The sequence below is a fragment of the Streptomyces sp. NPDC086549 genome (genome assembly GCF_044746205.1).
Classification (GTDB): Bacteria; Actinomycetota; Actinomycetes; order Streptomycetales; family Streptomycetaceae; genus Streptomyces.
Genome location: NZ_JBIVBS010000001.1, coordinates 181,640 through 204,037 on the forward strand (window position 1 = coordinate 181,640; position 22,398 = coordinate 204,037).

The 22,398-nt window shown below is 69.4% G+C and carries 20 protein-coding genes and 1 tRNA gene; 9 read left to right on the plus strand and 12 right to left on the minus strand.

All coding sequences use genetic code 11. The features are described from left to right. Positions 1-508: 508 nt before the first annotated feature. The 5 genes from ACIPSA_RS00835 to ACIPSA_RS00855 all read left to right on the plus strand — a co-directional run bounded on the left by ACIPSA_RS00835 (position 509) and on the right by ACIPSA_RS00855 (position 6,252). Complete coding sequence (locus ACIPSA_RS00835) at positions 509-1,720, plus strand: branched-chain amino acid ABC transporter substrate-binding protein (RefSeq protein ID WP_402629405.1); 1,212 nt, start codon at positions 509-511, stop codon at positions 1,718-1,720. A gap of 109 nt (positions 1,721-1,829) precedes the next feature. Beyond that, a complete protein-coding gene (locus tag ACIPSA_RS00840) occupies positions 1,830-2,768 on the plus strand; it encodes a branched-chain amino acid ABC transporter permease (RefSeq protein ID WP_402627122.1) in 939 nt (312 codons plus the stop codon). 5 nt (positions 2,769-2,773) lie between these two features. Beyond that, the gene (locus ACIPSA_RS00845; RefSeq protein ID WP_402627125.1) at positions 2,774-4,552 is read left to right on the plus strand and encodes a branched-chain amino acid ABC transporter permease; all 1,779 of its coding nucleotides are present in this window, start codon (positions 2,774-2,776) and stop codon (positions 4,550-4,552) included. Positions 4,553-4,558: 6 nt separating this feature from the next. Beyond that, complete coding sequence (locus ACIPSA_RS00850; RefSeq protein WP_402627128.1) at positions 4,559-5,539, plus strand: ABC transporter ATP-binding protein; 981 nt, start codon at positions 4,559-4,561, stop codon at positions 5,537-5,539. Then, entirely contained in the window at positions 5,536-6,252 is a 717-nt protein-coding gene (locus ACIPSA_RS00855; protein ID WP_402627130.1) for an ABC transporter ATP-binding protein, read from the plus strand. The genes ACIPSA_RS00850 and ACIPSA_RS00855 overlap by 4 nt, the downstream gene beginning before the upstream one ends. Positions 6,253-6,323: 71 nt before the next feature. Here the strand turns inward: ACIPSA_RS00855 and ACIPSA_RS00860 are convergent, their stop codons facing one another. Then, positions 6,324-6,977, minus strand: a complete 654-nt coding sequence (locus ACIPSA_RS00860) for an ANTAR domain-containing response regulator (RefSeq protein ID WP_402627133.1) — start codon at positions 6,975-6,977, stop codon at positions 6,324-6,326. A 102-nt stretch (positions 6,978-7,079) separates the two neighbouring features. Between ACIPSA_RS00860 and ACIPSA_RS00865 the strand changes: the two genes are divergently transcribed. Then, positions 7,080-7,152 (plus strand) — tRNA-Leu (locus ACIPSA_RS00865). Positions 7,153-7,257: 105 nt separating this feature from the next. After that, on the plus strand, positions 7,258-8,013 hold the full coding sequence (locus ACIPSA_RS00870) for a transcriptional regulator (protein WP_402627135.1): 756 nt from the start codon (positions 7,258-7,260) through the stop codon (positions 8,011-8,013). Between the two features lie 7 nt (positions 8,014-8,020). On the opposite strand, the gene pyk is transcribed toward ACIPSA_RS00870, so the two are convergent. The 3 genes from pyk to ACIPSA_RS00885 form a co-directional block, all read right to left on the minus strand. Further along, on the minus strand, positions 8,021-9,457 hold the full coding sequence (gene pyk / locus ACIPSA_RS00875; RefSeq protein ID WP_402627138.1) for a pyruvate kinase: 1,437 nt from the start codon (positions 9,455-9,457) through the stop codon (positions 8,021-8,023). A 149-nt stretch (positions 9,458-9,606) separates the two neighbouring features. Continuing rightward, positions 9,607-10,197: a maleylpyruvate isomerase N-terminal domain-containing protein gene (locus ACIPSA_RS00880; RefSeq protein WP_402627140.1), complete on the minus strand. Its 591-nt coding sequence runs from the start codon at positions 10,195-10,197 to the stop codon at positions 9,607-9,609. Positions 10,198-10,215: 18 nt separating this feature from the next. Further along, complete coding sequence (locus ACIPSA_RS00885; protein WP_402627143.1) at positions 10,216-10,899, minus strand: SIMPL domain-containing protein; 684 nt, start codon at positions 10,897-10,899, stop codon at positions 10,216-10,218. Positions 10,900-11,049: 150 nt separating this feature from the next. On the opposite strand from ACIPSA_RS00885, the gene ACIPSA_RS00890 reads away from it, so the two are divergent. Beyond that, on the plus strand, positions 11,050-12,855 hold the full coding sequence (locus ACIPSA_RS00890; RefSeq protein ID WP_402627146.1) for a bifunctional metallophosphatase/5'-nucleotidase: 1,806 nt from the start codon (positions 11,050-11,052) through the stop codon (positions 12,853-12,855). Positions 12,856-12,907: 52 nt separating this feature from the next. On the opposite strand, the gene ACIPSA_RS00895 is transcribed toward ACIPSA_RS00890, so the two are convergent. The 8 genes from ACIPSA_RS00895 to ACIPSA_RS00930 all read right to left on the minus strand — a co-directional run bounded on the left by ACIPSA_RS00895 (position 12,908) and on the right by ACIPSA_RS00930 (position 21,446). Beyond that, the gene (locus ACIPSA_RS00895) at positions 12,908-13,294 is read right to left on the minus strand and encodes a hypothetical protein (protein ID WP_402627148.1); all 387 of its coding nucleotides are present in this window, start codon (positions 13,292-13,294) and stop codon (positions 12,908-12,910) included. Between the two features lie 4 nt (positions 13,295-13,298). Beyond that, on the minus strand, positions 13,299-15,023 hold the full coding sequence (locus ACIPSA_RS00900; RefSeq protein ID WP_402627151.1) for a TFIIB-type zinc ribbon-containing protein: 1,725 nt from the start codon (positions 15,021-15,023) through the stop codon (positions 13,299-13,301). A 51-nt stretch (positions 15,024-15,074) separates the two neighbouring features. Continuing rightward, complete coding sequence (locus ACIPSA_RS00905) at positions 15,075-15,362, minus strand: hypothetical protein (protein WP_402627154.1); 288 nt, start codon at positions 15,360-15,362, stop codon at positions 15,075-15,077. A 5-nt stretch (positions 15,363-15,367) separates the two neighbouring features. Further along, the gene (locus ACIPSA_RS00910; protein WP_402627156.1) at positions 15,368-16,096 is read right to left on the minus strand and encodes a VWA domain-containing protein; all 729 of its coding nucleotides are present in this window, start codon (positions 16,094-16,096) and stop codon (positions 15,368-15,370) included. Positions 16,097-16,189: 93 nt separating this feature from the next. Continuing rightward, on the minus strand, positions 16,190-17,254 hold the full coding sequence (locus ACIPSA_RS00915) for a hypothetical protein (RefSeq protein WP_402627159.1): 1,065 nt from the start codon (positions 17,252-17,254) through the stop codon (positions 16,190-16,192). Between the two features lie 32 nt (positions 17,255-17,286). Next, positions 17,287-18,252 (minus strand): protein phosphatase 2C domain-containing protein, encoded by a 966-nt coding sequence (locus ACIPSA_RS00920; RefSeq protein WP_402627162.1) that lies wholly within the window; start codon positions 18,250-18,252, stop codon positions 17,287-17,289. 423 nt (positions 18,253-18,675) lie between these two features. Continuing rightward, a complete protein-coding gene (locus tag ACIPSA_RS00925; protein ID WP_402627165.1) occupies positions 18,676-20,088 on the minus strand; it encodes a lysine N(6)-hydroxylase/L-ornithine N(5)-oxygenase family protein in 1,413 nt (470 codons plus the stop codon). Next, entirely contained in the window at positions 20,085-21,446 is a 1,362-nt protein-coding gene (locus ACIPSA_RS00930) for a pyridoxal phosphate-dependent decarboxylase family protein (protein WP_402627168.1), read from the minus strand. Before ACIPSA_RS00930 ends, ACIPSA_RS00925 begins: the two co-directional genes overlap by 4 nt. 208 nt (positions 21,447-21,654) lie before the next feature. Between ACIPSA_RS00930 and ACIPSA_RS00935 the strand changes: the two genes are divergently transcribed. Beyond that, positions 21,655-22,206: a GNAT family N-acetyltransferase gene (locus ACIPSA_RS00935; protein WP_402627171.1), complete on the plus strand. Its 552-nt coding sequence runs from the start codon at positions 21,655-21,657 to the stop codon at positions 22,204-22,206. Positions 22,207-22,398 lie beyond the last annotated feature (192 nt).

Sequence of the window (22,398 nt, forward strand, 5' to 3'; positions counted from 1 at the left end):
CAGGCGGAGGCGGGCCGTGCCCGCAGGATCACGACAGCCGCACGTGACCGAACGCGGAAAGGTTCCTAAGGGCGCCTGGCCGAAATTCGCGGAAGTAACTCTACGTAATACGCGCGCAATACGAGTCCAGGGTTTCGCCCCTGGGTCCCACTACGCACAGCACCTGCCGAAGACCCCTCAGGTCGCCCGCGGCAACGGTTCGACGTAACCACCAAAACCCCTGAGACACCTGAACGGATCAGGTCGCGTCCTGCGGTTTCTCAGAATGCGGACAGGGCGAATCGGACCGAAATCCTGCTTTCCCCCCACGCAGTACCGCTCTGCATTACCTCGTGTCATAACAAGAGCGTCACAGCCTTGGTCAAGCCCTCCTCCACGTTCCACACACACGCTTAGAGTCACGGCCAGTCACCGCTCCATCGGGAGTTCGGTATCGGCACGGCATCCGTCGTTCCCCGAGAGGGAGCGAACATGCCTGCGGAAAGGATCGATTGTGCGACAGCGTTCTCTGGTGATTCTTACCTCCGTGCTGACCACCGGAGCTCTGACCCTCACCGCCTGTGGCTCCCGCGACAAGGACAGCAAGGGCAGTGACAGCGGCAACGTGACGGTCACGATCGGCGTCGACGCCCCGCTGACCGGCGCGAACTCCGCGACGGGCCTGGGCATTCAGTACGGCGCCCAGATCGCCGTCGACGACGCCAACAAGAACAAGACCGTCCCCGGCGTCACCTTCAAGATCAAGGCGCTGGACGACAAGGCGATCCCCGCCACCGGCCAGCAGAACGCCTCCGGCCTCGTCGCCGACAAGAGCGTCCTCGGCGTCGTCGGCCCGCTCAACTCCGGTGTGGCCACGCAGATGCAGCAGGTCTTCGCCACCGCCAACCTGGTGGAGATCTCCCCGTCCAACACCAACCCCGAGCTGACCATGGGCAAGAACTGGCAGACCAGCAAGTCCCGCCCGTTCAAGACCTACTTCCGCACCGCGACCACCGACGAGCTGCAGGGTGCCTACGCGGCGGACTACGCCTACAACGGCATCCACAAGAAGAAGGCCTTCGTCGTCGACGACAAGCAGACCTACGGCGCGGGTCTCGCCAAGATCTTCAAGGAGCAGTTCGCCAAGCAGGGCGGCAAGGTCATCGGCACCGACCACGTCAACACCGGCGACCGCGACTTCTCCACCCTGGTCACCAAGATCAAGAACTCGGGCGCTGACCTGCTCTACTACGGCGGCCAGTACGACGAGTCCGAGGTGCTGACCAAGCAGCTCAAGGAAGCCGGCGCCAAGATCCCGCTGTTCGGCGGCGACGGCATGTTCACCCCCACCTACATCAAGACCGCCGGCAAGGCCGCCGAGGGCGACCTGGTGACGTCGATCGGCGTCCCGGTCGACACCCTGCCCGCCGCCAAGACGTTCGTGGACACCTACAAGGCCAAGAAGTACCCCGGTGACTACGGCACCTACGGCTCCTACGCCTACGACGCCACCACCGCGATCATCAAGGCCGTCGCCCAGGTCGTGAAGGACGGCAAGGTTCCGTCCGACGCCCGCGCCCAGATCGTCGACGCCGTCCAGAAGAGCTCCTTCGACGGCATCTCCGGCAAGATCGCCTTCGACGAGTACGGCGACACCACCAACAAGCAGCTGACCGTCTACCAGGTCACCAGCGGCGAGTGGAAGTCCGTCAAGAGCGGCGTCGCCACCCCGAAGAAGTAACCAAACCGAACACTCCGCACCACCAGGGCCGCGCGGCACAGACCACCGTCACCGCGCGGCCCGCCTTCTACCGCCCCCCTGACTCTCCCCACCACATGGAGGCCATGCGGTGAACACCCTGCCGCAGCAGCTGGCCAACGGGCTGTTCCTCGGCTCGATGTACGGGCTGATCGCCATCGGTTACACGATGGTGTACGGCATCGTCCAGCTCATCAACTTCGCCCACGGCGAGATCTTCATGACCGGAGGCTTCGGCGCCCTCTCGGTCTACCTCGTCCTGCCGGACGGCACATCCATGTGGATTGCCCTGCCGGCGATGCTCCTCGGCGGCGCACTGGTCTCCGTGCTCATCGCCGTCGGCGCCGAACGCTTCGCCTACCGTCCGCTGCGCGGCGCGCCACGCCTCGCTCCGCTGATCACCGCGATCGGCCTGTCGCTCGCCCTGCAGCAGGCGGTCTTCAACTGGTACAACATCGACGGCGACGCCAAGTCCGCCCGGGTCTTCCCGCAGTTGCCGTTCGGCCCGCTGCACATCGGCTCCGTGACCGTGCAGAGCGGTGACGTCTTCCTGATCATCGCCGCCCCGCTGTGCATGGCCGTCCTCGCCTTCTTCGTCCGGCTCTCCCGCACCGGCCGTGCCATGCAGGCCACCGCCCAGGACCCGGACACCGCCCAGCTGATGGGCATCGACACCAACCGCATCATCGTCATCGCCTTCGCCATCGGCGGCTTCTTCGCGGCCGTCGCCGGTGTGTCGTACGGCCTCAAGTACGGCTCCGTCTCCTACGACATGGGCTTCCTCGCCGGTCTGAAGGCGTTCACCGCGGCCGTCCTCGGCGGCATCGGCAACATCTACGGCGCCATGCTCGGCGGCCTCGTCCTCGGCCTCGCCGAGGCCATGGCCACCGCGTACATCGCGGACATCCCCGGCATGCACCAGCTCGGCGGCGGCAGCTGGGCCCCGGTGTGGGCCTTCGTCCTCCTCATCCTCGTACTTCTCTTCAGGCCACAGGGCCTGCTCGGCGAACGCGTCGCGGACAGGGCGTGAGCAGCATGACCGACACCACCACCGAGGCCCCGGCCACGGCTGCGCGCGGCCCCGTGCCGCTGCCGTCCGCCATCGCCCGTCTGCTCATCGCCGTCGGCGCCGTGGGCACCATCGCCAGCACCTTCCTCAGCTGGACCTGGACGTCCGATTTCCCCGGCAATCTGACCGTCTACGGCTACCCGGCGGGCCTGCAGATCCTCGCCCTCGTGGGCGGCGCCCTCACCCTGCTGTTCGGGCTCACCCTGTGGGACGTGAAGGGGCTGCGCTGGCTGAACCCGGCGAACGCCACCTCCCCCGTTCTGCTGACGGCCCTGTCGGCGTTCGCCGTCTGCTGGTTCACCGGCATCGCCATCGCCGTCGACCTCGGCGGCCTGGTCAACCTCGACCCCGGCGCCTTCGTGGCCATGGCGGCCTCCGCGCTGCCCGTCCTCGGCGCGCTCGCCCTGCCCCACCCGGCTCCGGGCACCGGCCTCCGCGGCTACTTCACCAAGCCCCAGCAGCCCCGCCCCGGCAAGGTGTCCCCGCTCGCCGAGCGCGGCATCATCACCGTCGGCACCGCGATCGGCCTGGTGGCCTTCACCTACGGCATCGGCATCGACAACGAAGCGAGCGAGACCTTCATCGGCTTCCTGCTGCTCGTCGTCTTCGCCGCCTGGGGTCTGATCCACACCGGTCTCGTCGACCGCTACGCGACGATCTCGGCCCAGCACAAGGCGTTCGCCTCGACGCTCGCCTTCGTCGCCGCCGTGATCTTCCCCTTCACCCAGAGCGACGACCACAACGCCAACGTCGGCGTGAACATCCTGATCTTCGCCACCGTCGCCCTCGGCCTGAACATCGTCGTCGGCCTCACCGGTCTGCTCGACCTCGGTTACGTCGCGTTCCTCGGCGTCGGCGCCTACGCGGCCGCGCTGGTGTCCGGCTCCGAGTACTCCCCCTTCTCCGTCCACTTCCCGTTCTGGGCGGCGGCCCTCACCGGCATGGCCGCCTCGCTGGTCTTCGGCGTGCTCATCGGCGGCCCCACGCTGCGACTGCGCGGCGACTACCTGGCCATCGTGACCCTCGGCTTCGGAGAGATCTTCCGCATCACCGTCAACAGCCTGGACGGCGACTCCGGACCGAACGTCACCCGCGGCCCCAACGGCATCACCCAGATCCCCGACATCAACATCTTCGGGTTCAACCTCGGCGTCTCCCACGACGTCGGCGGCTTCACCCTGGGCCGCTTCGCCAACTACCTGTTCCTGATGCTCATCGTCACGGCGATCGTCGTGCTCGTCTTCACCCGCGCCGCCGACTCCCGCATCGGCCGTTCCTGGATCGCCATCCGCGAGGACGAGACCGCGGCCACCGCCATGGGCATCAACGGCTTCCGCGTCAAGCTGATCGCCTTCGCCCTCGGCGCCTCCCTCGCGGGCCTCGCCGGCACCGTGATGGCGCACGTCAACTACAGCGTGAACCCGCAGCCGTACCAGTTCGCCGGCGCCGCCCCGCCCAACTCGGCCTTCCTGCTGGCCGCCGTCGTCCTCGGCGGCATGGGCACCGTCAGCGGCCCGCTGCTCGGCGCGAGCGTGCTCTACCTGGTCCCGGAGAAGCTCCAGTTCCTGCAGAACTACGAGCTGTTCGCCTTCGGCGTCGCGCTGATCCTGCTGATGCGCTTCCGGCCGGAGGGCATCATCGCCAACCGCCGCCGCCAGCTGGAGTTCCACGAAACCGGCCAGCTCGACGTACCGGCCCAGCAGACGCTGACCGACGAGCCGGCTGTCACCAAGGCAGGGGCGTAAGGAGCCATGACGACACCTGTACTCGAAGCCCGTGACGTCACGATGCGCTTCGGCGGTCTCACCGCCGTCCGGTCCGTCGACTTCACGGTCAACAGCGGCGAGATCGTCGGCCTCATCGGCCCGAACGGCGCCGGCAAGACCACCTTCTTCAACTGCCTGACCGGTCTGTACGTCCCCACCGAGGGCACGGTCGCGTACCAGGGCAAGGTCCTGCCGCCCAAGCCGCACCTGGTGACGCAGGCGGGCATCGCCCGAACGTTCCAGAACATCCGGCTCTTCGCCAACATGACTGTCCTGGAGAACGTCCTCGTGGGCCGCCACACGCGGACCAAGGAGGGCCTGTGGTCCGCGCTGCTGCGCGGCCCCGGTTTCCGCAAGGCCGAGAAGGAGTCCGAGGCGAAGGCCATGGAACTCCTGGAGTTCGTCGGCCTCGCCGCCAAGCGCGACCACCTCGCGCGTAACCTGCCCTACGGCGAGCAGCGCAAGCTGGAGATCGCGCGGGCACTGGCGAGCGAGCCGGGCCTGCTGCTGCTCGACGAGCCGACGGCCGGCATGAACCCGCAGGAGACCCGGACCACCGAGGAACTGGTCTTCGCCATCCGGGACAAGGGCATCGCCGTGCTCGTCATCGAGCACGACATGCGCTTCATCTTCAACCTGTGCGACCGCGTCGCCGTGCTCGTCCAGGGCGAGAAGCTCGTCGAGGGCACCTCCGACGTCGTACAGGCCGACGAGCGAGTCGTCGCCGCCTATCTGGGCGAGCCCTTCGAGGGCGATCCCGGGGAGGCGGAGGCCGCCGAGGTCGAGGCCGCCGAGGCGGCTGCCGAGGCCGCTGCCGAATCCGACGACGCGTCCGCCGAGTCCGAGGAAGCCGCTGCCGAATCCGACGAGGCCGTCGCCGATACGGTGGCCGACGCCGAACCGTCCGGCGAGGAGAGCTCCGAGGCGGACAGCACCACCGGCACCACCAAGGGAGAGGCCCAGTGACCGCACTGCTGGAGGTCGAGGACCTCAGGGTGGCCTACGGCAAGATCGAGGCCGTCAAGGGCATCTCGTTCAGCGTCGAGGCCGGCCAGGTCGTCACCCTCATCGGCACCAACGGCGCCGGCAAGACGACGACCCTGCGCACCCTGTCGGGTCTGCTCAAGCCCACTTCGGGCAGGATCGTCTTCGACGGCAAGCCGCTCACCAGTGTCCCGGCGCACAAGATCGTCGCGCTCGGGCTGGCCCACTCCCCCGAGGGCCGGCACATCTTCCCGCGCCTGACCATCGCCGAGAACCTCCAGCTCGGCGCCTTCCTCCGCAAGGACAAGGAGGGCATCGAGAAGGACATCCAGCGCGCCTACGACCTCTTCCCCATCCTCGGGGAGCGCAGGAAGCAGGCCGCCGGCACCCTCTCGGGCGGTGAGCAGCAGATGCTGGCGATGGGCAGGGCCCTGATGTCCCAGCCGAAGCTGCTCATGCTGGACGAGCCGTCGATGGGTCTGTCGCCGATCATGATGCAGAAGATCATGGCGACCATCGTTGAGCTGAAGTCCCAAGGCACAACGATTCTGCTGGTCGAGCAGAACGCCCAGGCGGCGCTCTCGCTCGCCGACCAGGGCCATGTCATGGAGGTCGGCAGCATCGTCCTGTCGGGCACCGGCCAGGACCTGCTGCACGACGAGTCCGTGCGCAAGGCCTACCTCGGCGAGGACTGATCCCGCATACGACGAGGCCCGCGCCCTTTCTCCGGGGCGCGGGCCTCGTCGTGCGTTGCGTGCGGAGCGGATCAGCCCTTGGCGGCCTTCTTCTCCTCGTTGTCCGCGATGACGGCCTCGGCGACCTGCTGCATGGACATCCGGCGGTCCATGGAGGTCTTCTGGATCCATCGGAAGGCGGCCGGCTCGGTCAGCCCGTACTCGGTCTGGAGGACGGACTTGGCCCGGTCGACGAGCTTGCGCGTCTCCAGCCGCTGGCTGAGGTCGGCGACCTCCTGCTCCAGCTGCTTGAGCTCGGTGAAGCGCGAGACGGCCATCTCGATGGCGGGCACGACGTCGCTCTTGCTGAACGGCTTCACGAGGTAGGCCATGGCGCCCGCGTCGCGGGCCCGCTCGACGAGGTCGCGCTGCGAGAAGGCGGTCAGCATGAGGACGGGCGCGATGGACTCCTCGGCGATCTTCTCCGCGGCCGAGATGCCGTCGAGCTTGGGCATCTTCACGTCGAGGATGACCAGGTCCGGCCGATGCTCGCGGGCGAGCTCCACGGCCTGCTCACCGTCACCGGCCTCACCGACGACGGTGTACCCCTCCTCCTCCAGCATCTCCTTCAGGTCGAGGCGGATCAGGGCCTCGTCCTCGGCGATGACGACTCGGGTCGTCAGCGGAGGCACGTGCGACTTGTCGTCGTCGGGCGCGTCTACGGGCTGGGGCGACTCGGGGGTCACGGGTGGCTCCTCGTTCAGGGCAGGGGTACTGCTGACAAGAGCCTACCCAGCTGCGGTATGGTGGTGACACAGCGGGTGACCGCTGACCTTCATATCGAAGGGGCCCCGGTAGCCCAGCGGTAGAGGCCATGGATTCAAAACCCATACAGCGTCGGTTCGAATCCGACTCGGGGCACTTTTCCTTGGATTCCAAGGTCACACTAATTAGCGGATGTCCACGTTCTCGTGAACATCCGCTTATTGCCGCGTGTCGTCGCGATCAGTCCCACAGAGTGGCCGCATGTACGACATCAGCACGCGCAAGCGAGCATTGGCACTGGTCGCACAGGGTCGCAGCCTGAATTCGGTAAGCTGGGAGACGGGCATTTCACGTGCCGCGATCCGGTCCTGGAAGGACCGTTTGGAGCCGCTGCCCCGGATGGCGCCTCCTCCCGCCGGGCCACCCGCCGATGAACCGGCTTACGCCTACCTCCTCGGGCTCTATCTCGGCGATGGCTGCATCAGCGCACACCCGCGTTCCGGTTACTACCTCAGGATCGTGTGCGCAGATGCATGGCCCGGCCTCCTCCAACAGTGCCGCGACGCCATCACAAAGGTCCGCCCCGGCGTTGGCGTCTACACCCTGCCCAGAGAGGGCTGCGCAACGGTAACCAGCTACTCACGTCACTGGCCCAGCCTGTTCCCCCAGCACGGCCCTGGCAAGAAGCACGAGCGTGTCATCGCCCTCGAACCCTGGCAGCAGGAAATCATCGACGCACACGCCTGGGAATTCATCCGAGGCCTCATCCACTCCGACGGATGCCGCATCACCAACTGGACGACCCGCATGGTCGCCGGTGAGCGCAAGCGCTACGAGTACCCCCGGTACTTCTTCACCAACGTGTCCGACGACATCCGCCGCCTCTACACCGACACCCTCGACAAGCTGGGAGTCGAGTGGACCTGCTGCACCCGCAACGGAATCCCTTTCAACATCTCCGTCGCCAAGAAAGCCTCCGTAGCCCTCCTCGACGCCCATGTGGGTCCCAAGTACTGACCAAGCCCTACTTGGGACTGTCGTCCTCCCCGATGTGGTGCACCCGAACCAGGTTCGTCGAGCCGGACACCCCCGGAGGCGAGCCCGCCGTGATGACCACGACGTCACCCTTCTGGCAGCGGCCGTACTTCAGGAGCAGTTCGTCCACCTGGTCGACCATCGCGTCCGTCGAACCGACGTGCGGGCCGAGGAAGGTCTCGACGCCCCAGGTGAGGCTGAGCTGGGAGCGGGTGGCCGGCTCCGGGGTGAAGGCCAGCAGCGGGATGGGCGAGCGGTAGCGGGAGAGGCGGCGGACGGTGTCGCCGGACTCGGTGAAGGCGACCAGGAACTTCGCGCTGAGGAAGTCGCCCATCTCGGCCGCGGCGCGCGCGACCGCGCCGCCCTGGGTGCGGGGCTTGTTCCGCTCGGTCAGCGGCGGGAGGCCCTTGGCGAGGATGTCCTCCTCGGCCGCCTCGACGATCCGGGCCATCGTGCGCACCGTCTCCACGGCGTACTTGCCGACGCTCGTCTCGCCGGACAGCATCACCGCGTCCGTGCCGTCGATGACCGCGTTGGCGACGTCGGAGGCCTCCGCCCGGGTCGGGCGCGAGTTGTCGATCATGGAGTCGAGCATCTGCGTCGCCACGATGACCGGCTTGGCGTTGCGCTTGGCCAGCTTGACGGCCCGCTTCTGGACGATCGGGACCTGCTCCAGGGGCATCTCCACGCCCAGGTCGCCGCGCGCCACCATGATCCCGTCGAAGGCTGCGACGATGTCGTCGATCGCCTCGACCGCCTGCGGCTTCTCCACCTTGGCGATCACCGGGAGGCGCCGGCCCTCCTCGTCCATGATGCGGTGCACGTCCTGGATGTCCTTGCCGCTGCGGACGAAGGACAGCGCGATGACGTCGAAGCCGGTGCGCAGCGCCCAGCGGAGGTCGGCCTCGTCCTTCTCGGAGAGGGCGGGGACGGAGACGGCGACACCCGGCAGGTTCAGACCCTTGTGGTCGGAGATCACGCCGCCCTCGACCACGGTGGTGTGCACCCTGGGGCCGTCGACGGAGGTGACCTCAAGGCACACCTTGCCGTCGTCGACGAGGACACGCTCACCCGGAGTGACGTCAGCGGCGAGGCCGGCGTAGGTGGTGCCGCACTGGTCGCGGTCGCCCTCGGCGCCCGGCTCCACCGTGATGGTGAAGGTGTCGCCGCGTTCAAGGAGTACGGGTCCTTCGGTGAAACGGCCGAGCCGGATCTTCGGGCCCTGAAGGTCGGCGAGGAGTCCGACGCTGCGGCCGGTCTCGTCGGCGGCCTTCCGCACGCGCTCGTAACGCTCCTCGTGCTCCGCGTAGCCGCCGTGGCTGAGGTTGAAGCGGGCGACGTCCATTCCGGCGTCGACCAGTGCCTTGATCTGGTCGTACGAGTCGGTGGCGGGCCCCAGAGTGCAGACGATCTTTGCTCGGCGCATGAATCGAGCCTAGGCCTTACCCGCCGGTAGAGAATTGGTCGCACGTGACTACTCAACAACCTTTGCGTGAAGGGCTATTGACAAGTGTTGAATTGTGCGGGGCGGCGCTCCGATGAGCATACGGGGCATCGGTGAAGGCCCGACGCCGGTCACGTACGGCCGTAGAGAATGAGCAGACGGTCACCCGGCGTGGCATTTTCGGAAAGAGGCGTTCCGCTCTCCTGAAAGGTCCGAATGATCGCGGCCGCCCATTCGAAATCCGGAACATGCTCATACAGTTCCGCGATGAGATCCTCGGCTACGACGGAACCGATCACCGGCCGCCGGTCGAGCGCGATCTCGGCGTCGGCCCGGTGCACGGCGGCCTCGGCGAGCAGGCGGCGCGCGAAGAACCGTACGTGCCGGTCGGCGCCGTGGGTCCAGACCGGGGTGTCCGGGTCCGTGGCGCGCAGCACCTTCAGGGACGTACGGGCGCTGTCGGCCAGCCACTCCGGCATGACACGGACGTCGTCGGGGAGGTCGAGCGGGACGTCGCGGGACCAGACGCGGTCGGTGGCGCGGACCCGGATCAGGTGGGTGATCCAGCGGTGGGTGGTGCCGTGGTGCCGCGCGAGGTCGGCGAGGTTCCAGCCGGGGCAGGTCGGGACGGGGGTGGCGGGGTCGGCGTCGGTGACGACGGCGAGGAAGCGGGCCACTTCGGCTTCCACGGCGTCACAGCGCTCGGCGTAGGTCAGGGCCATGGACGCCGACCTTAGGGTTCACAAGCGGGGTGGCGCCATCGTAAATCGGGCGTTGACCTGCGCGTATACGTGCTGGCGTTGGGGTTCGAGGTCGAGCGGCGCCGCCTCCTCCGTGGCTGCGGCGAAGGCCATGGAACGGGCGCGGCCGCCGGGCCGGGCGCCATAGGTCTCGGCACTCTCCGCGCCGATGTCGGCGAGTTCCACCAGCGCTGCCAGCGAGGTACCGAGCGCCTCCGCGTACTCCCGGGCGCGCTGGACCGCCTCGCGCACCGCCTGCTGACGGACCTCCCGGTGGACCGGCGAGTCGGGGCGCAGCGCCCACCAGGGGCCGTCGACCCGGGTCAGCTCCAAGTCGGCCAGACGCGTGGTGAGTTCGCCGAGGGCGGTGAAGTCGGAGAGCTCGACGCCGATATGGACACGGCCGTGGTAGGTGCGGACACGTTCGCCGCGCCCGTGCGAGGACAGTTCGGGGGTGATGGAGAAGAAGCCCGTCTCCAGGCGCTCCGCCGCTTCGCCGTAGGACTTGACGAGGTCGAGGACGGCGGCGTTGCGGCGGGTGAGGTCGTCCAGGGCCGAACGCCGGTCCCGCCCCCGTGCGTTGACGGTGACGCCGATCCGGGCGATCTCGGGGTCGACTTCGAGGTGGGCCTCGCCTCGGACGGCGATGCGGGGGGCGTCGGCGGTGCCGTACGGGGCGGTCATACGCCCCACTCTGTCACGTCTTACCTCTTTGGGAACACCAGAGTTCACGGATTAGGTCACCAGATCGAAACCTCCTGGACCTGTTGCCGTCAGTCATGGCCAGGTCAGAATCTACGCGCGTTGTTGACCGTTCCCCTAGGAGACCTAGACATGCCGTTGAACCGTCGGAAGTTCCTGAAGAAGTCCGCCGCGACCGGGGCGGGGGTGGCGATCGCCGGTGCGGCAGCGGCTCCGGCGGCCGAGGCGGCGGAGGCGAATCTGCCTGCCGCGCAGCCCAAGCGGTACTCGCTCACGGTCATGGGCACCACCGACCTGCACGGGCACGTCTTCAACTGGGACTACTTCAAGAACGCGGAGTACACCGACAAGGCGGGCAACGCGCAGGGCCTGGCCCGTATCTCCACCCTGGTGAACCAGATCCGCACGGAGAAGGGCCACTGCAACACGCTGCTGCTGGACGCGGGCGACACGATCCAGGGCACCCCGCTGACGTACTACTACGCCAAGGTCGACCCGATCACCGCCAAGGGCGGCCCGGTGCACCCGATGGCGCAGGCCATGAACGCGATCGGCTACGACGCGGCGGCGATCGGTAACCACGAGTTCAACTACGGCATCGAGACCCTGCGCAAGTTCGAGAGCCAGTGTCACTTCCCGCTGCTCGGCGCCAACGCGGTCGACGCGAAGACGCTGAAGCCGGCCTTCCAGCCCTACTTCATCAAGAAGTTCCATGTGCCGGGCGCCCCGCCGGTGAAGGTCGCCGTCCTCGGACTGACCAACCCGGGCATCGCGATCTGGGACAAGGCCTACGTGCAGGGCAAGCTGGCGTTCCCCGGCCTGGAGGAGCAGGCCGCGAAGTGGGTGCCGAAGCTGAAGGCGATGGGTGCGGACGTCGTCGTCGTGTCGGCGCACTCCGGTTCGTCCGGCACGTCGTCGTACGGTGACCAGCTGCCGTACATCGAGAACTCGGCCGCGCTGGTCGCCCAGCAGGTGGCCGACATCGACGCGATCCTCGTCGGCCACGCGCACGTGGAGATCCCGGAGCTGAAGGTCACCAACGCCAAGACCGGCAGGACGGTCGTACTGTCGGAGCCGCTGGCGTACGCGGAGCGCCTGTCCGTCTTCGACATCGAGCTGGTCTTCGGGAAGGGCAGGTGGACCGTCGAGTCCGTCTCCTCGAAGGTGCTCAACTCGAACACGGTCGCCGACGACCCGAAGATCACCAAGCTGCTGACGGACGAGCACGCGAAGGTCGTCACGTACGTCAACCAGGTCGTCGGCTCCGCGACCGAGACCCTGACCACGGTCGAGGCCCGCTACAAGGACGCCCCGATCATCGACCTGATCACCAAGGTCCAGGAGGACGTGGTCAAGGCGGCCCTGGCGGGCACCGAGTACGCCGCGCTGCCGGTGGTCGCGCAGGCCTCGCCGTTCTCCCGCACCTCGGAGATCCCGGCCGGCAAGGTGACCATCCGGGACCTGTCGAGCCTGTACGTGTACGACAACACGCTGGTCGCCAAGCTGCTGACGGGCGCCCAGATCCGGGCGTACCTGGAGTACTCGGCCGAGTACTTCGTCCAGACGGCCGCCGACGCCGCCGTCGACGTCGAGAAGCTGACGAACGCCAACAACCGCCCGGACTACAACTACGACTATGTGTCGGGCTTCCAGTACGAGATCGACATCGCCCAGGCGGCCGGTTCGCGCATCAAGAACCTCACCTACAAGGGAGCCGCTCTGGACGACGCACAGCAGTTCGTGCTCGCGGTGAACAACTACCGTGCGAACGGCGGCGGCGCGTTCCCGCACGTCGCCTCGGCCAAGGAGCTGTGGTCGGAGTCGACGGAGATCCGTACCCGGATCGCGGAGTGGGTGACCGCGAAGGGTGTCCTGGACCCGAAGGACTTCGCGTCGGTGGACTGGAAGCTGACGCGGAACGGCACGCCGGTCTTCTAGGAAGATCCCGGGCGTCGCGGGGCATGCGTGCCTCCGCGGCGCCCGGTGGGTGTCACAGCAGGCTGGTCACCGTGTTCTGGATCGCCTCGACTTCTCCCGCGATCGCGGCCGTGGCCTGGACGGCGGGGGCGATGAAGCCCAGCCAGCGCAGCAGGGTGTTGCGGCGCGGTTCCTCACGGGTGAGCTCCGCCTCCACCTGTTCGGCGGCCGCCACGACCTGGTCGCCGTCCTCGTAGCGGTCCTGGTCGCGGCGGAGCTGGTCGAGCAGGAGGCGGGCGGCGGCGCGCAGTTCGGCGATGGCCGCGTCACGGTCGGGCTCGGCCGGGGCGCCGGTGGTCGCCGTCGCCGTGGAATGGTTGAGGGCGAGGGCGCTGTCGTTGATGCTCAGGTTTCCGCCCACGCTGATGCCGCTGTTGTCTCCGTTGCCGTTCTCTGCCATGGCGTCACGTTCCTCGGGTCGCGGTTGGGGCGGGAGGCGCGGCGGGCGCCGACGCCCCGGGCGAGCCGGCCGTCTCACCGCGCCGGAAGACCCCGGCCAGGCTGCCGCCGATACCCACGGCCGAGCCGTTGAGCGATGCGTTCCCGCCGACGTACAGGCCGTTGTTGTTGATGGTGGTCTGGCGCTGGACCAGTTCGCCGGTGTCGATGTTGTGGTCCTCCATGAACTCCACCAGCGCGTCCAGCACCCGGTGTTCGACCGTCTTGGCGTACAGCTCCCGGTCCAGTTGCTGGAAGTAGCGGTAGTAGAGCTGGTCGCTCGCGGCGTCCCTGATGCTGAAGGAGGCGCCGTAGTTGAAGGAGCGGTGCCGGATCTCGCGGGCCTGCCTGCGCTGCTTGCGGGCTTCGATGAAGGGCGAGAACAGGCCTGCGGCCACCGAGAACGGCGCCCCGACCAGCAGCTTCGGCGCGCGGAGGCCCGCGGCGCTCACCAGGGCCCACCACTGGCGGAAGGTGGGGGACCCGAGGAGCTGGTCCGCGATGCGGTACCGCTCGCGCACGGGAGTGAGCAGGGAGCTGCTGCCCTCGACGAAGAGCATCTTGCGGTCGGTCAGCAGGGCACAGCGCAGGAAGAGTGTGGCGGCCAGTTCACCGCTCCAGCCGGTGACCCGGATGGCCAGATAGGGGCGGGCGCGGCCCTGGCCGTCCTCGCGCAGGTCGCGCAGGAGGTCGGGTGAGACCCTCTCTCTGGGCGGCCCCGCGGTGTCGGGCAGCAGTTCGGTGCGAGTGCTGTCGTCCACCCCGTACAGCAGGTCCGCGCCGTTGACGAGCAGCAGGTTCTCGACGTGGACGCCGGGCAGCTTCAGGTCACCGACCCGGGCGGCGAGGTGGTCGTTGAGTTCGTGGACGGTGAAGGGCACGACCCGCTTGCCCTCCTGGGGCCGTGCCGTGTCGAGCGCGAACGACCAGGTGCTCATGGGTTGTCCGTAGCCGATGAAGGGCGAGTACGGCGAGAAGACGACGACATTGCCCCGGTCTCGTTTCTCGATGGCCTCGACGCGCTGTCGGTTCTCGGCGCTGAGCGGCTGTGGGGCCCGGTCCGGGGCGAAGTTCTCCCGCTTGAGCTGCGAGGCGACCACGCCGTAGTGCACGGTGAGCGATTCGACGGCGACGATGATCCAGGCAGCCAGGAAGCCCAGGAACAGGGTCGCGCCGAAGGTGAACGGCAGCGTGACGAGGACGACGAGGAACAGCAGGGCGAGCACGACGTCCCGGCGGACCTGCCGACGACGGGCGGCGAGCGCGTGGCGCAGTACGCAGCCGAGGTCCACTCCGGGCGAGGACGCGACGGAGCGGCGCGGTTCCTCCAGGATCTGCTCGACGGCCTGGCGGGCGAACTTGGTGTCGGTGTGCACGGCGGTGCACAGGTACCGGGTGACGTCGCGCGCGAAGCGAGGAGCGGAGGTCGCGGGAGGCCGAGTCAAGGGCGTGGGCGTGGGCGTAGGTGTGGGCGTGGGCCTGGACGGTGCGGGGACGGAGGGCCGGACCGAGTAGGGGGCGACCGTGGGGGGCGGGGAGTGGCGGGGCGGCGCGGCGGGCTGGGCGGCGGTGTACGGGTGCGTTCCGTCCACCGGGTTGAAGACCCGGACGGTGCCGCAGTGGGCGCAGACGGTGTAGTTACGGTCGTTGGCGGCTCCGCAGCGCGGGCACTGGAGGTTCTGAGAGGTCACGGTCGTCCTTCTCCGCTCGGCACGCGGGAGCGTGCGGTGGACGGCGGTCGGTCATTTCTGCGCGGGCGCGCAGCTTGCGGGCCGGAGGTACTCCGGAGGCAGTTGGTGGGAGGGCGGCGAGACGCCGGGCCGCGGACTCGGGGCGACGGGTGTGGGTGGATGCGGGCACGTGGTGTGGGCGGTGCTGTGCGAGGGCGTGGGCGACGGGCCGGGTCCCGCGTCGGTCCCGCCGCTCGGGGACGTCAGGCGCAGCAGGGCGGCGACCGCCGCCAGCGCCGTGGCGGTGAGCAGGAGCCGGGGGCGCGAGCGGGCCGGCTCCCGGTGCGTCGGTGGGGACACGGCCATCAGTCCATGTACTCGGCCGACACGGTCAGGTACTCCGCGCTCACCGGTTGCTCGGTGAAGCCGGGGGCGTGGCGGGGAATCTGCATCTCGCCGGCCCGCGAGGAGGCGACCAGGGAGTTGAGGAGACTGCCGAGCGCTTCCAGCAGGGCGTGGTCCTGGTCGACGCCGGCGTCGGCGAGGAAGGCGGCCTTCGTGGCGACCTTGCCGAGCACGTCCGGGTTGGCGGCGCCGAAGCCGTAGCTGATGACGTGCGGGTAGCGGGGCCAGGCGCGGTTGACCAGTCGTCGGAAGGCGTCGTGCCAGCCCTCGTCGGTCGGCGCGCCGTCGGTGAGGAGGAACATCACGGGGCGCAGCACGGCCATGCCCATGCCGCGGAGGTCGTCGACGTCCGTTTCGATGCGGCCGCGTACGAGATCGAATGCCGCGGAGTAATTCGTCAGCCCGTTGCACACGACTTCCGGCATCGCCTGAATGCGATCAAGGTCTGTCATCTCGATGATCAGGTGGGCGTCCGTGGAAAACGCTATGAGAGACATGTGTGCGAATTCCGAGACCCGGGGACTCTCGGAAATGGTCGCGTGGAGTTGCGCCAGGGTTCGGTTGAGCGTGTCCTGGTGCGGCTGCATCGAGCTCGACGCGTCGATCACCAAATAGGTCGGCAGGCATTTCTGCCGCAGCTGGTAGATGGTGGCGTCACGGCCCGGCGCCGCATCGTCAGGGATGTTCATATGCGTTCCTCTTCTGTTGTTCGAATTCGCGTGGCGTGCTCGCCTCTTCGCGTGACGTGCTCGCCTCGTCGCCCGTACTGCCGTGGCCCGGTTTCAGTGGGCGAGCGACAGGATGAGCACGGCCATCACGATCGCGATGAGCACGGCCGCTCCGGTCCATACCGCGGTCCAGTCGTCCTGCGGCTGCACGGGCGGCACCCCGGGCCGGGGCGGCACGGAGGGCTTCGCGGGCCTGGTGATGACGGACTGCAGCGGCTGTGCCGTGTCGCTGCGGGAGACGGCGGGCCGGGGCGGCAGCGGGGAGCGGACGACGGGGAAGCGGACCAGGGGCCCGCCGGACAGGGCGGCGAGCAGTGTCGAACTGCGGGGCCTGGCCTCGCGGTCCGTGGCCCAGAGCATGTCGAGCAGCAGCTCCGCCGCGTTCCGGGGGACGCCGGGGGGCGGGTCGGTGAGTGTGTGCAGCAGTTCGGCGAGGTTGCGGGTGCCCGTCAGACAGCGGGCGGTCAGCAGCGCGACCCGGTAGCGGTCGGTGTACAGGTCGGCGGCGGCACCCTGCCGGGCGAGGGGGTCTTCCCACCCCGGCTGGTGGATGTCGGGGCCGGTGTCCTCGGCGCATCCGTCCATGTCGATGAGGTGGACGGAGTAGTCGGCCGGGCTCCAGAAGGCGTTGGCGTAGTTCCAGTCGGAGTAGACGAGTTTGCGCTGCTCCAGTGCGGCGGCGATGCCGACGAGGGAGCGGCAGGCGGTGATCCGTTGCTCGGGCGTGGGCGGGATGCCGCCGCGGGCCAGCCGCCGGTCGGGCCGGGCGAGGGTGTCGATCTCCCGGTATCCCCCGCTCGGTGAGCGGAAGGTGTCCGGTGCCAGCGGGATGAGGCAGCCGACGGTGGCGGTGGTGTGGTTCGTGACCCGGGCGACCGGCCATGAGGTACGGCTCAGCAGCACCTCTCTGGTGGGGCGTCCGGCGGCGGCGTCCGAGCGGCCGAAGGCGACGAGCCGGTCCAGGCGGCGTGCGTCCGTGCTGTCGAGCGCTGCCTTGTAGCGCTTGAACAGCAGGTCGGGGCCGGCCGCGTACCCGGTCAGGCGGGTCACCTCGGAGCTCTGACCGTTGTTCGTGGCGATCTGTTCCCCGAGCACGCCCAGCGCGGTCAGCGGAGTCACGGGAGGGACGGGCCACGCCGACGGATGCGGCGTCACGACGCCCACCCTTCCCCGGCCCTGGGCGGCCGGGACCGGGCGTCGGGGGCGATCCAGACGGTCACCGACGTACGGTCGTCCAGGAAGCGTTCGGCATCGAAGCCGACATCGTTGAGGTACGAGGCGATGGGCAGCGGCAACTGCCAGCGGTCCGCCAGATAGGCGTTGAGCTCCTCGATGGTGGCGAGGCCGTCGCCGACGCCGTCGGACACGAGCGAGACCACATCGCCGGGGCGTACGGCAAGCCGGGCCTCACGCACCGCGTGCGGGTCGGCGGGCAGGGTGTGGGTCACCGCGTTGGAGTCGTAGCCGGCCGAGGCGCCCTTGCGGTCGCCCGCGGTGTAGACCCAGCGGTTCTCGTCGAGCAGCCACAGGGACGCGTCCCCGAGCCAGGCCGCCCACAGGGTGCGCTCGCCGGACGCGGGCGCCGGCCGGGCGGGGATCACCGCGGTGAACAGGACCGCGCAGACGTCCGACGGGTCCAGGCCGCGCCGCTTCGCCTCGTGCCTCATCGCCGTCGCGGTCTCCGCGAAGAGCTCGGTCGCGGAAAGGCGTGCCGCTCCGTCGGGTTCGTCGAGTCTGCGCCTGAGGACGTTGACGGCTGTACCGGCCGCCACCGCGGCCCCGAGTTCGGCGTAGGCGCTGCTGGAGACCCCGTCGGCCACGGCCAGCAGCAGATGGTCGCCCCTGACGTCCCGCGCGATGCGGTAGGCGTCCTGGCGGGCCGTGGCCGGCTCCGCGCAGCGGTGCCCCGGACCGACGAGCGAGGCCGCCCGCACGGTGAGGTCGCCGAGTTGTGCCTCGTCGGCCGCGACTCCGGGCGTGGCCGGCCGTACCGGCAGCAGCCAGGGCAGACGCTGCGCCTTCGACCCCGCTCCGAAGCGCGGCACGGGACCGGCGGGCAACGGCCGGTGGGCGGGCGGGGTGCCGATCGTGGAAGGCGGGTGCCACCCGTCCGCCACGAGCGGCACCTGCCGAGGCACGGGCGTGCTCTCCGGATGCGGTGGCGGAAGTGGTCCCGGACGTGATGCCGACAGTGGTGCCGGATGCGGTGCCGGATGCGGTGCCGGAACCACTGTCGAGTCACTCGTCCACGTACGTATCTCCAGAAACGTGATGCCCGTGGCCACCAGAGCCAATAAATCGATCACGAATCGAAAGAAAAGATCATCCGCCTGGAAATAGATCACGGTGAATAAGGCCCCTAAAAGAGACACCACCCAGACCAGACGCCCCCGTTGTAGCGACATACAACGAAGGTATCAGCGCGTTGGGGCGCAAGGGAGAGGTAAGTCATATTCAGGTGGCCTTTTTACGCCCCCTCCCATGATTCTCCATTCACGTCACACCATTTTCGGTGAAGCTGTGACCAGAGTTTCAGGAGGTTACCGTCTGTCGAGGAGGGGGGTGATGACCTTCGTCTGCCGTGCCTGCGGAATGTGTGTTACGTCCCGTTCCAGACCGAAGGTCGTGAAGGCGGTGCGCGCGGGCAGCGGGTACGGCTCCTTCCCGGTCAGGGAGTTGAGGATGGTCGCGCTGCGCCAGGCGGCGAGGCCGAGGTCGGGGGCACCGACGCCGTGGGTGTGGAGTTCGGCGTTCTGCACATACACCGATCCGGTGACGGACGGGTCGAGGACGAGCCGGAACCGCTCGTCGACACGCGGGCGTCCACTGCCGTCGCGGCGCAGGTAGGGATCGAGGCCGGCGAGGATGTGGCCGACGGGACGTTCCCGGTAGCCGGTGGCGAGGACGACCGCGTCGGTAGTGAGCCGGGACCGGCTGTCCTGCTGGACGTGTTCCAGATGGAGCTCGATCTTGGTGGTGGCGATGCGCCCCGCCGTACGGACCCGGACGCCCGGGGTGAGGACGGCGTCGGGCCAGCCTCCGTGCAGGGTGCGGCGGTAGAGCTCGTCGTGGATCGCGGCGATGGTGTCGGCGTCGATGCCCTTGTGGAGCTGCCACTGGGCGGCGACGAGCCCGTCGCGAACGCCTTCCGTGAGGGAGTGGAAGTAGCGCGTGTAGTCGGGCGTGAAGTGCTCCAGGCCGAGCTTGGAGTACTCCATGGGCGCGAAGGCCTCGCTGCGGCCGATCCAGTGGAGCTGCTCGCGGCCGACGGGGCGGTGGCGCAGCAGGTCGAGGAAGACCTCGGCGCCGGACTGTCCCGAGCCGACGACGGTGACATGACCGGCGGCGAGGAAGGTCTCGCGGTGGTCGAGGTAGTCGGCGGCGTGGACGACCGGCACGCCGGGAGCCTCGACGAGGGGCTTGAGGGGGTCGGGGACGTGGGGGGCGGTGCCGACACCGAGGACGATGTTCCTCGCGTACGTGTGACCGAGGGCCTCGGCCTTGCCGTCGGCGTCGAGCCGGGTGAAGCCGACCTCGAAGACGCCGCGTCCGGGATTCCAGCTGACGGAGTCGACCTGGTGGGAGAAGTGCAGCCCGGGAAGGTTCTCGGAGACCCAGCGGCAGTAGGAGTCGTACTCGGCGCGCTGGATGTGGAAGCGCTCGGCGAAGTAGAAGGGGAACAGCCGGTCGCGGGCCCTGAGGTAGTTGAGGAAACTCCAGCGGCTGACCGGGTCGGCGAGGGTCACCAGGTCGGCGAGGAAGGGGACCTGGATGGTGGCGCCCGCGATGAGCAGGCCGGGGTGCCAGTCGAAGCCGGGGCGCTGTTCGTAGAAGACGGCGTCGAGTTCGGCGAGCGGGTGGGCGAGGGCGGCGAGGGAGAGGTTGAACGGTCCGATGCCGATGCCGACCAGGTCCCGGGGTGCTTCGGGCTCGTGGTGTGGGGAGTTGATCATCTGGGGGTGGTTCCTTCCACGAGTTTCAGGAGGTCGGCCAGTTCGTCCGGCCTGGTGTGGGGGTTGAGGAGGGTGGCCTTGAGCCAGAGGCTGCCGTCGAGGCGGGCCCGGCCGAGGACGGCGCGGCCTTCGTGCAGCAGGGTGCGCCGTACGTCGGCGACGGCGTCGTCGGTGGCCCCGGCGGGCCGGAACAGGACCGTGCTGATGACCGGCCGGTCGTACAGTTCGAAGCAGGGGTGGCCCTGGACGAGGGCCGCGAACTCCCGTGCTCGTGCGCACACCTGGTCGACGAGGGCGCCCAGGCCGGAGCGGCCGAGGGTCTTCAGGGTGACGGCGATCTTGAGGACATCGGGGCGGCGCGTGGTGCGCAGGGACCGGCCGAGCAGGTCGGGGAGTCCGGCCTCGGTGTCGTCGTCGGCGTTGAGGTAGTCGGCGCGCTGGTCCAGGACGGCGAGGTCGCGGGGGCGGGAGACGGCGAGGAGGCCCGCGGCGACCGGCTGCCAGCCGAGTTTGTGCAGGTCGAGGGTGACGGTGTGGGCTGCTTCGAGACCGGCGAGCTTCTCGCGGTGCCGGTCGCTGAAGACGAGTCCGCCGCCGTACGCGGCGTCGATGTGCAGGCGTGCGCCGTGCGCGGCGCACAGTCCGGCGATCTCGGGCAGCGGGTCGATGAGGCCGGCGTCGGTGGTGCCGGCGGTGGCGGCGACCAGCAGCGGGCGGGGGAAGCGGGTGAGGACCTCGTCGAGGGCGGCGGGGTCGAGGGTGCCGTTGGGCGCGGGCACGACGACCGGATCGGGCAGGCCGAGCAGCCAGGCGGCGCGGGGCAGCGAGTGGTGGGCGTTGGCCCCGCACACGAGTCGGACGCTGCCGCCGAACGCCTCGCGGGCGAGCAGCAGGGCGAGCTGGTTGGACTCGGTACCGCCGGTGGTGACGAGCGAGTCCGCGAGGCCGATCTCGTGGGCGAGCTCACGGGCGACGAGTGCCTCCAGGGCGGAGGCGGCCGGTGCCTGGTCCCAGGAGTCCAGGGAGGGATTGAGGACGCTCGCGGCGAGGTCGGCGGCGGTGGCGACGGCGAGCGGCGGGCAGTGCAGGTGGGCCGCGCACAGCGGGTCGGCGGGGTCGGCGGAGCCCACGGCGAGGGCGTGCACGAGGGTGCGCAGCGCGTCCGGGTCGCCCTCGTCCGGGAGTACGTCCCCCACGGCGTCCGCGACGGCCGCGGCGACGGCCTCCGGCCCGCCCGCGGGCAGCGGTCCGCCGCGCGCCCGCCCGCCCTGCCGCAGCGCGTCCAGCACGGTGTCGATCAACGGCCGCAAGGTGTCGGGCCCTTCGGGGCCCGAGGCCAGGGGCGACGGCGTGCTCATGGGCTCTCCTCCGGGACGCGGGACAGGGGACATCCCTATGGGGATTCCGTGTGGGGATTCCACGTGGGGACATCCATGTGGGGACATCCAGCTTGTACGCAATTAGGTCTGCGCGCCCGGAAAGCCAACGATCAGAACCCGAAAGTGGGTACTCCCGTGCGGAGAAAGCGTGTTGGGGCCGGGGACGGGGAGGGGTAGCGTCGGACGGATGGTTGACGCGATCCCGATCGACGTGCCCGGCGGGCGGATGCTGATGCGGGAGCCCGGCCCCGCCGACGAGGCGCGGCTGCTGGCTCTGTTCGATGCCTGCGAGGACTGGTTCGTGGCGGCGACGGGACTGCCGTCCGGGCCGGGTGACGTGCAGAGCCTCTTCTACTCACTGCCGGAGGGCGCGGCCCCCGACGACAAGGTGCTGCTGGTGGTGGAACGGTCCGGCGCGGTCGTGGGCCTGGTGGACGCGGTCCGCAACCATCCGGCGCCGGGTGCCGTCGCGGTGGGCCTGTTCCTGCTGGCGCCGTCCGCGCGGGGCCTGGGACTCGGCCGCGCGGTCGCCGACGCGCTCCTCGCCCGGGCGGAGGGCCTGTCGTCGGTGACGGCGACCGTGCCGCCGGGCTGGAAACGCGGTGAACGCTTCCTGGAACGGCTCGGCTTCGCCCTGGACGCGGAGGCGCCGACGGGACCGGTTGCCGGAAACCGCCGGACGGGTCCACGGGAAGGGGGCGTGCGGCGAGCGGAGCTGCGTCTGGCCCCACGGCCCTGACAAGGGGCGCGCCGCGCCCGCCGGCACCTCCGGCCCGGCGGAGGCACCCGGGGCGCGAGGTTCCGGTCCCCAGCCGTCCACCACGGCCCGCCCACCGACTCGGCTCAGACCGCCCACCCCGAGGCTCCGGCCCACGGTCATCCGCCACAGCCCGGCCGCCCGCGCTCAGACCGCTCCGGCCCGAGGCCCCGG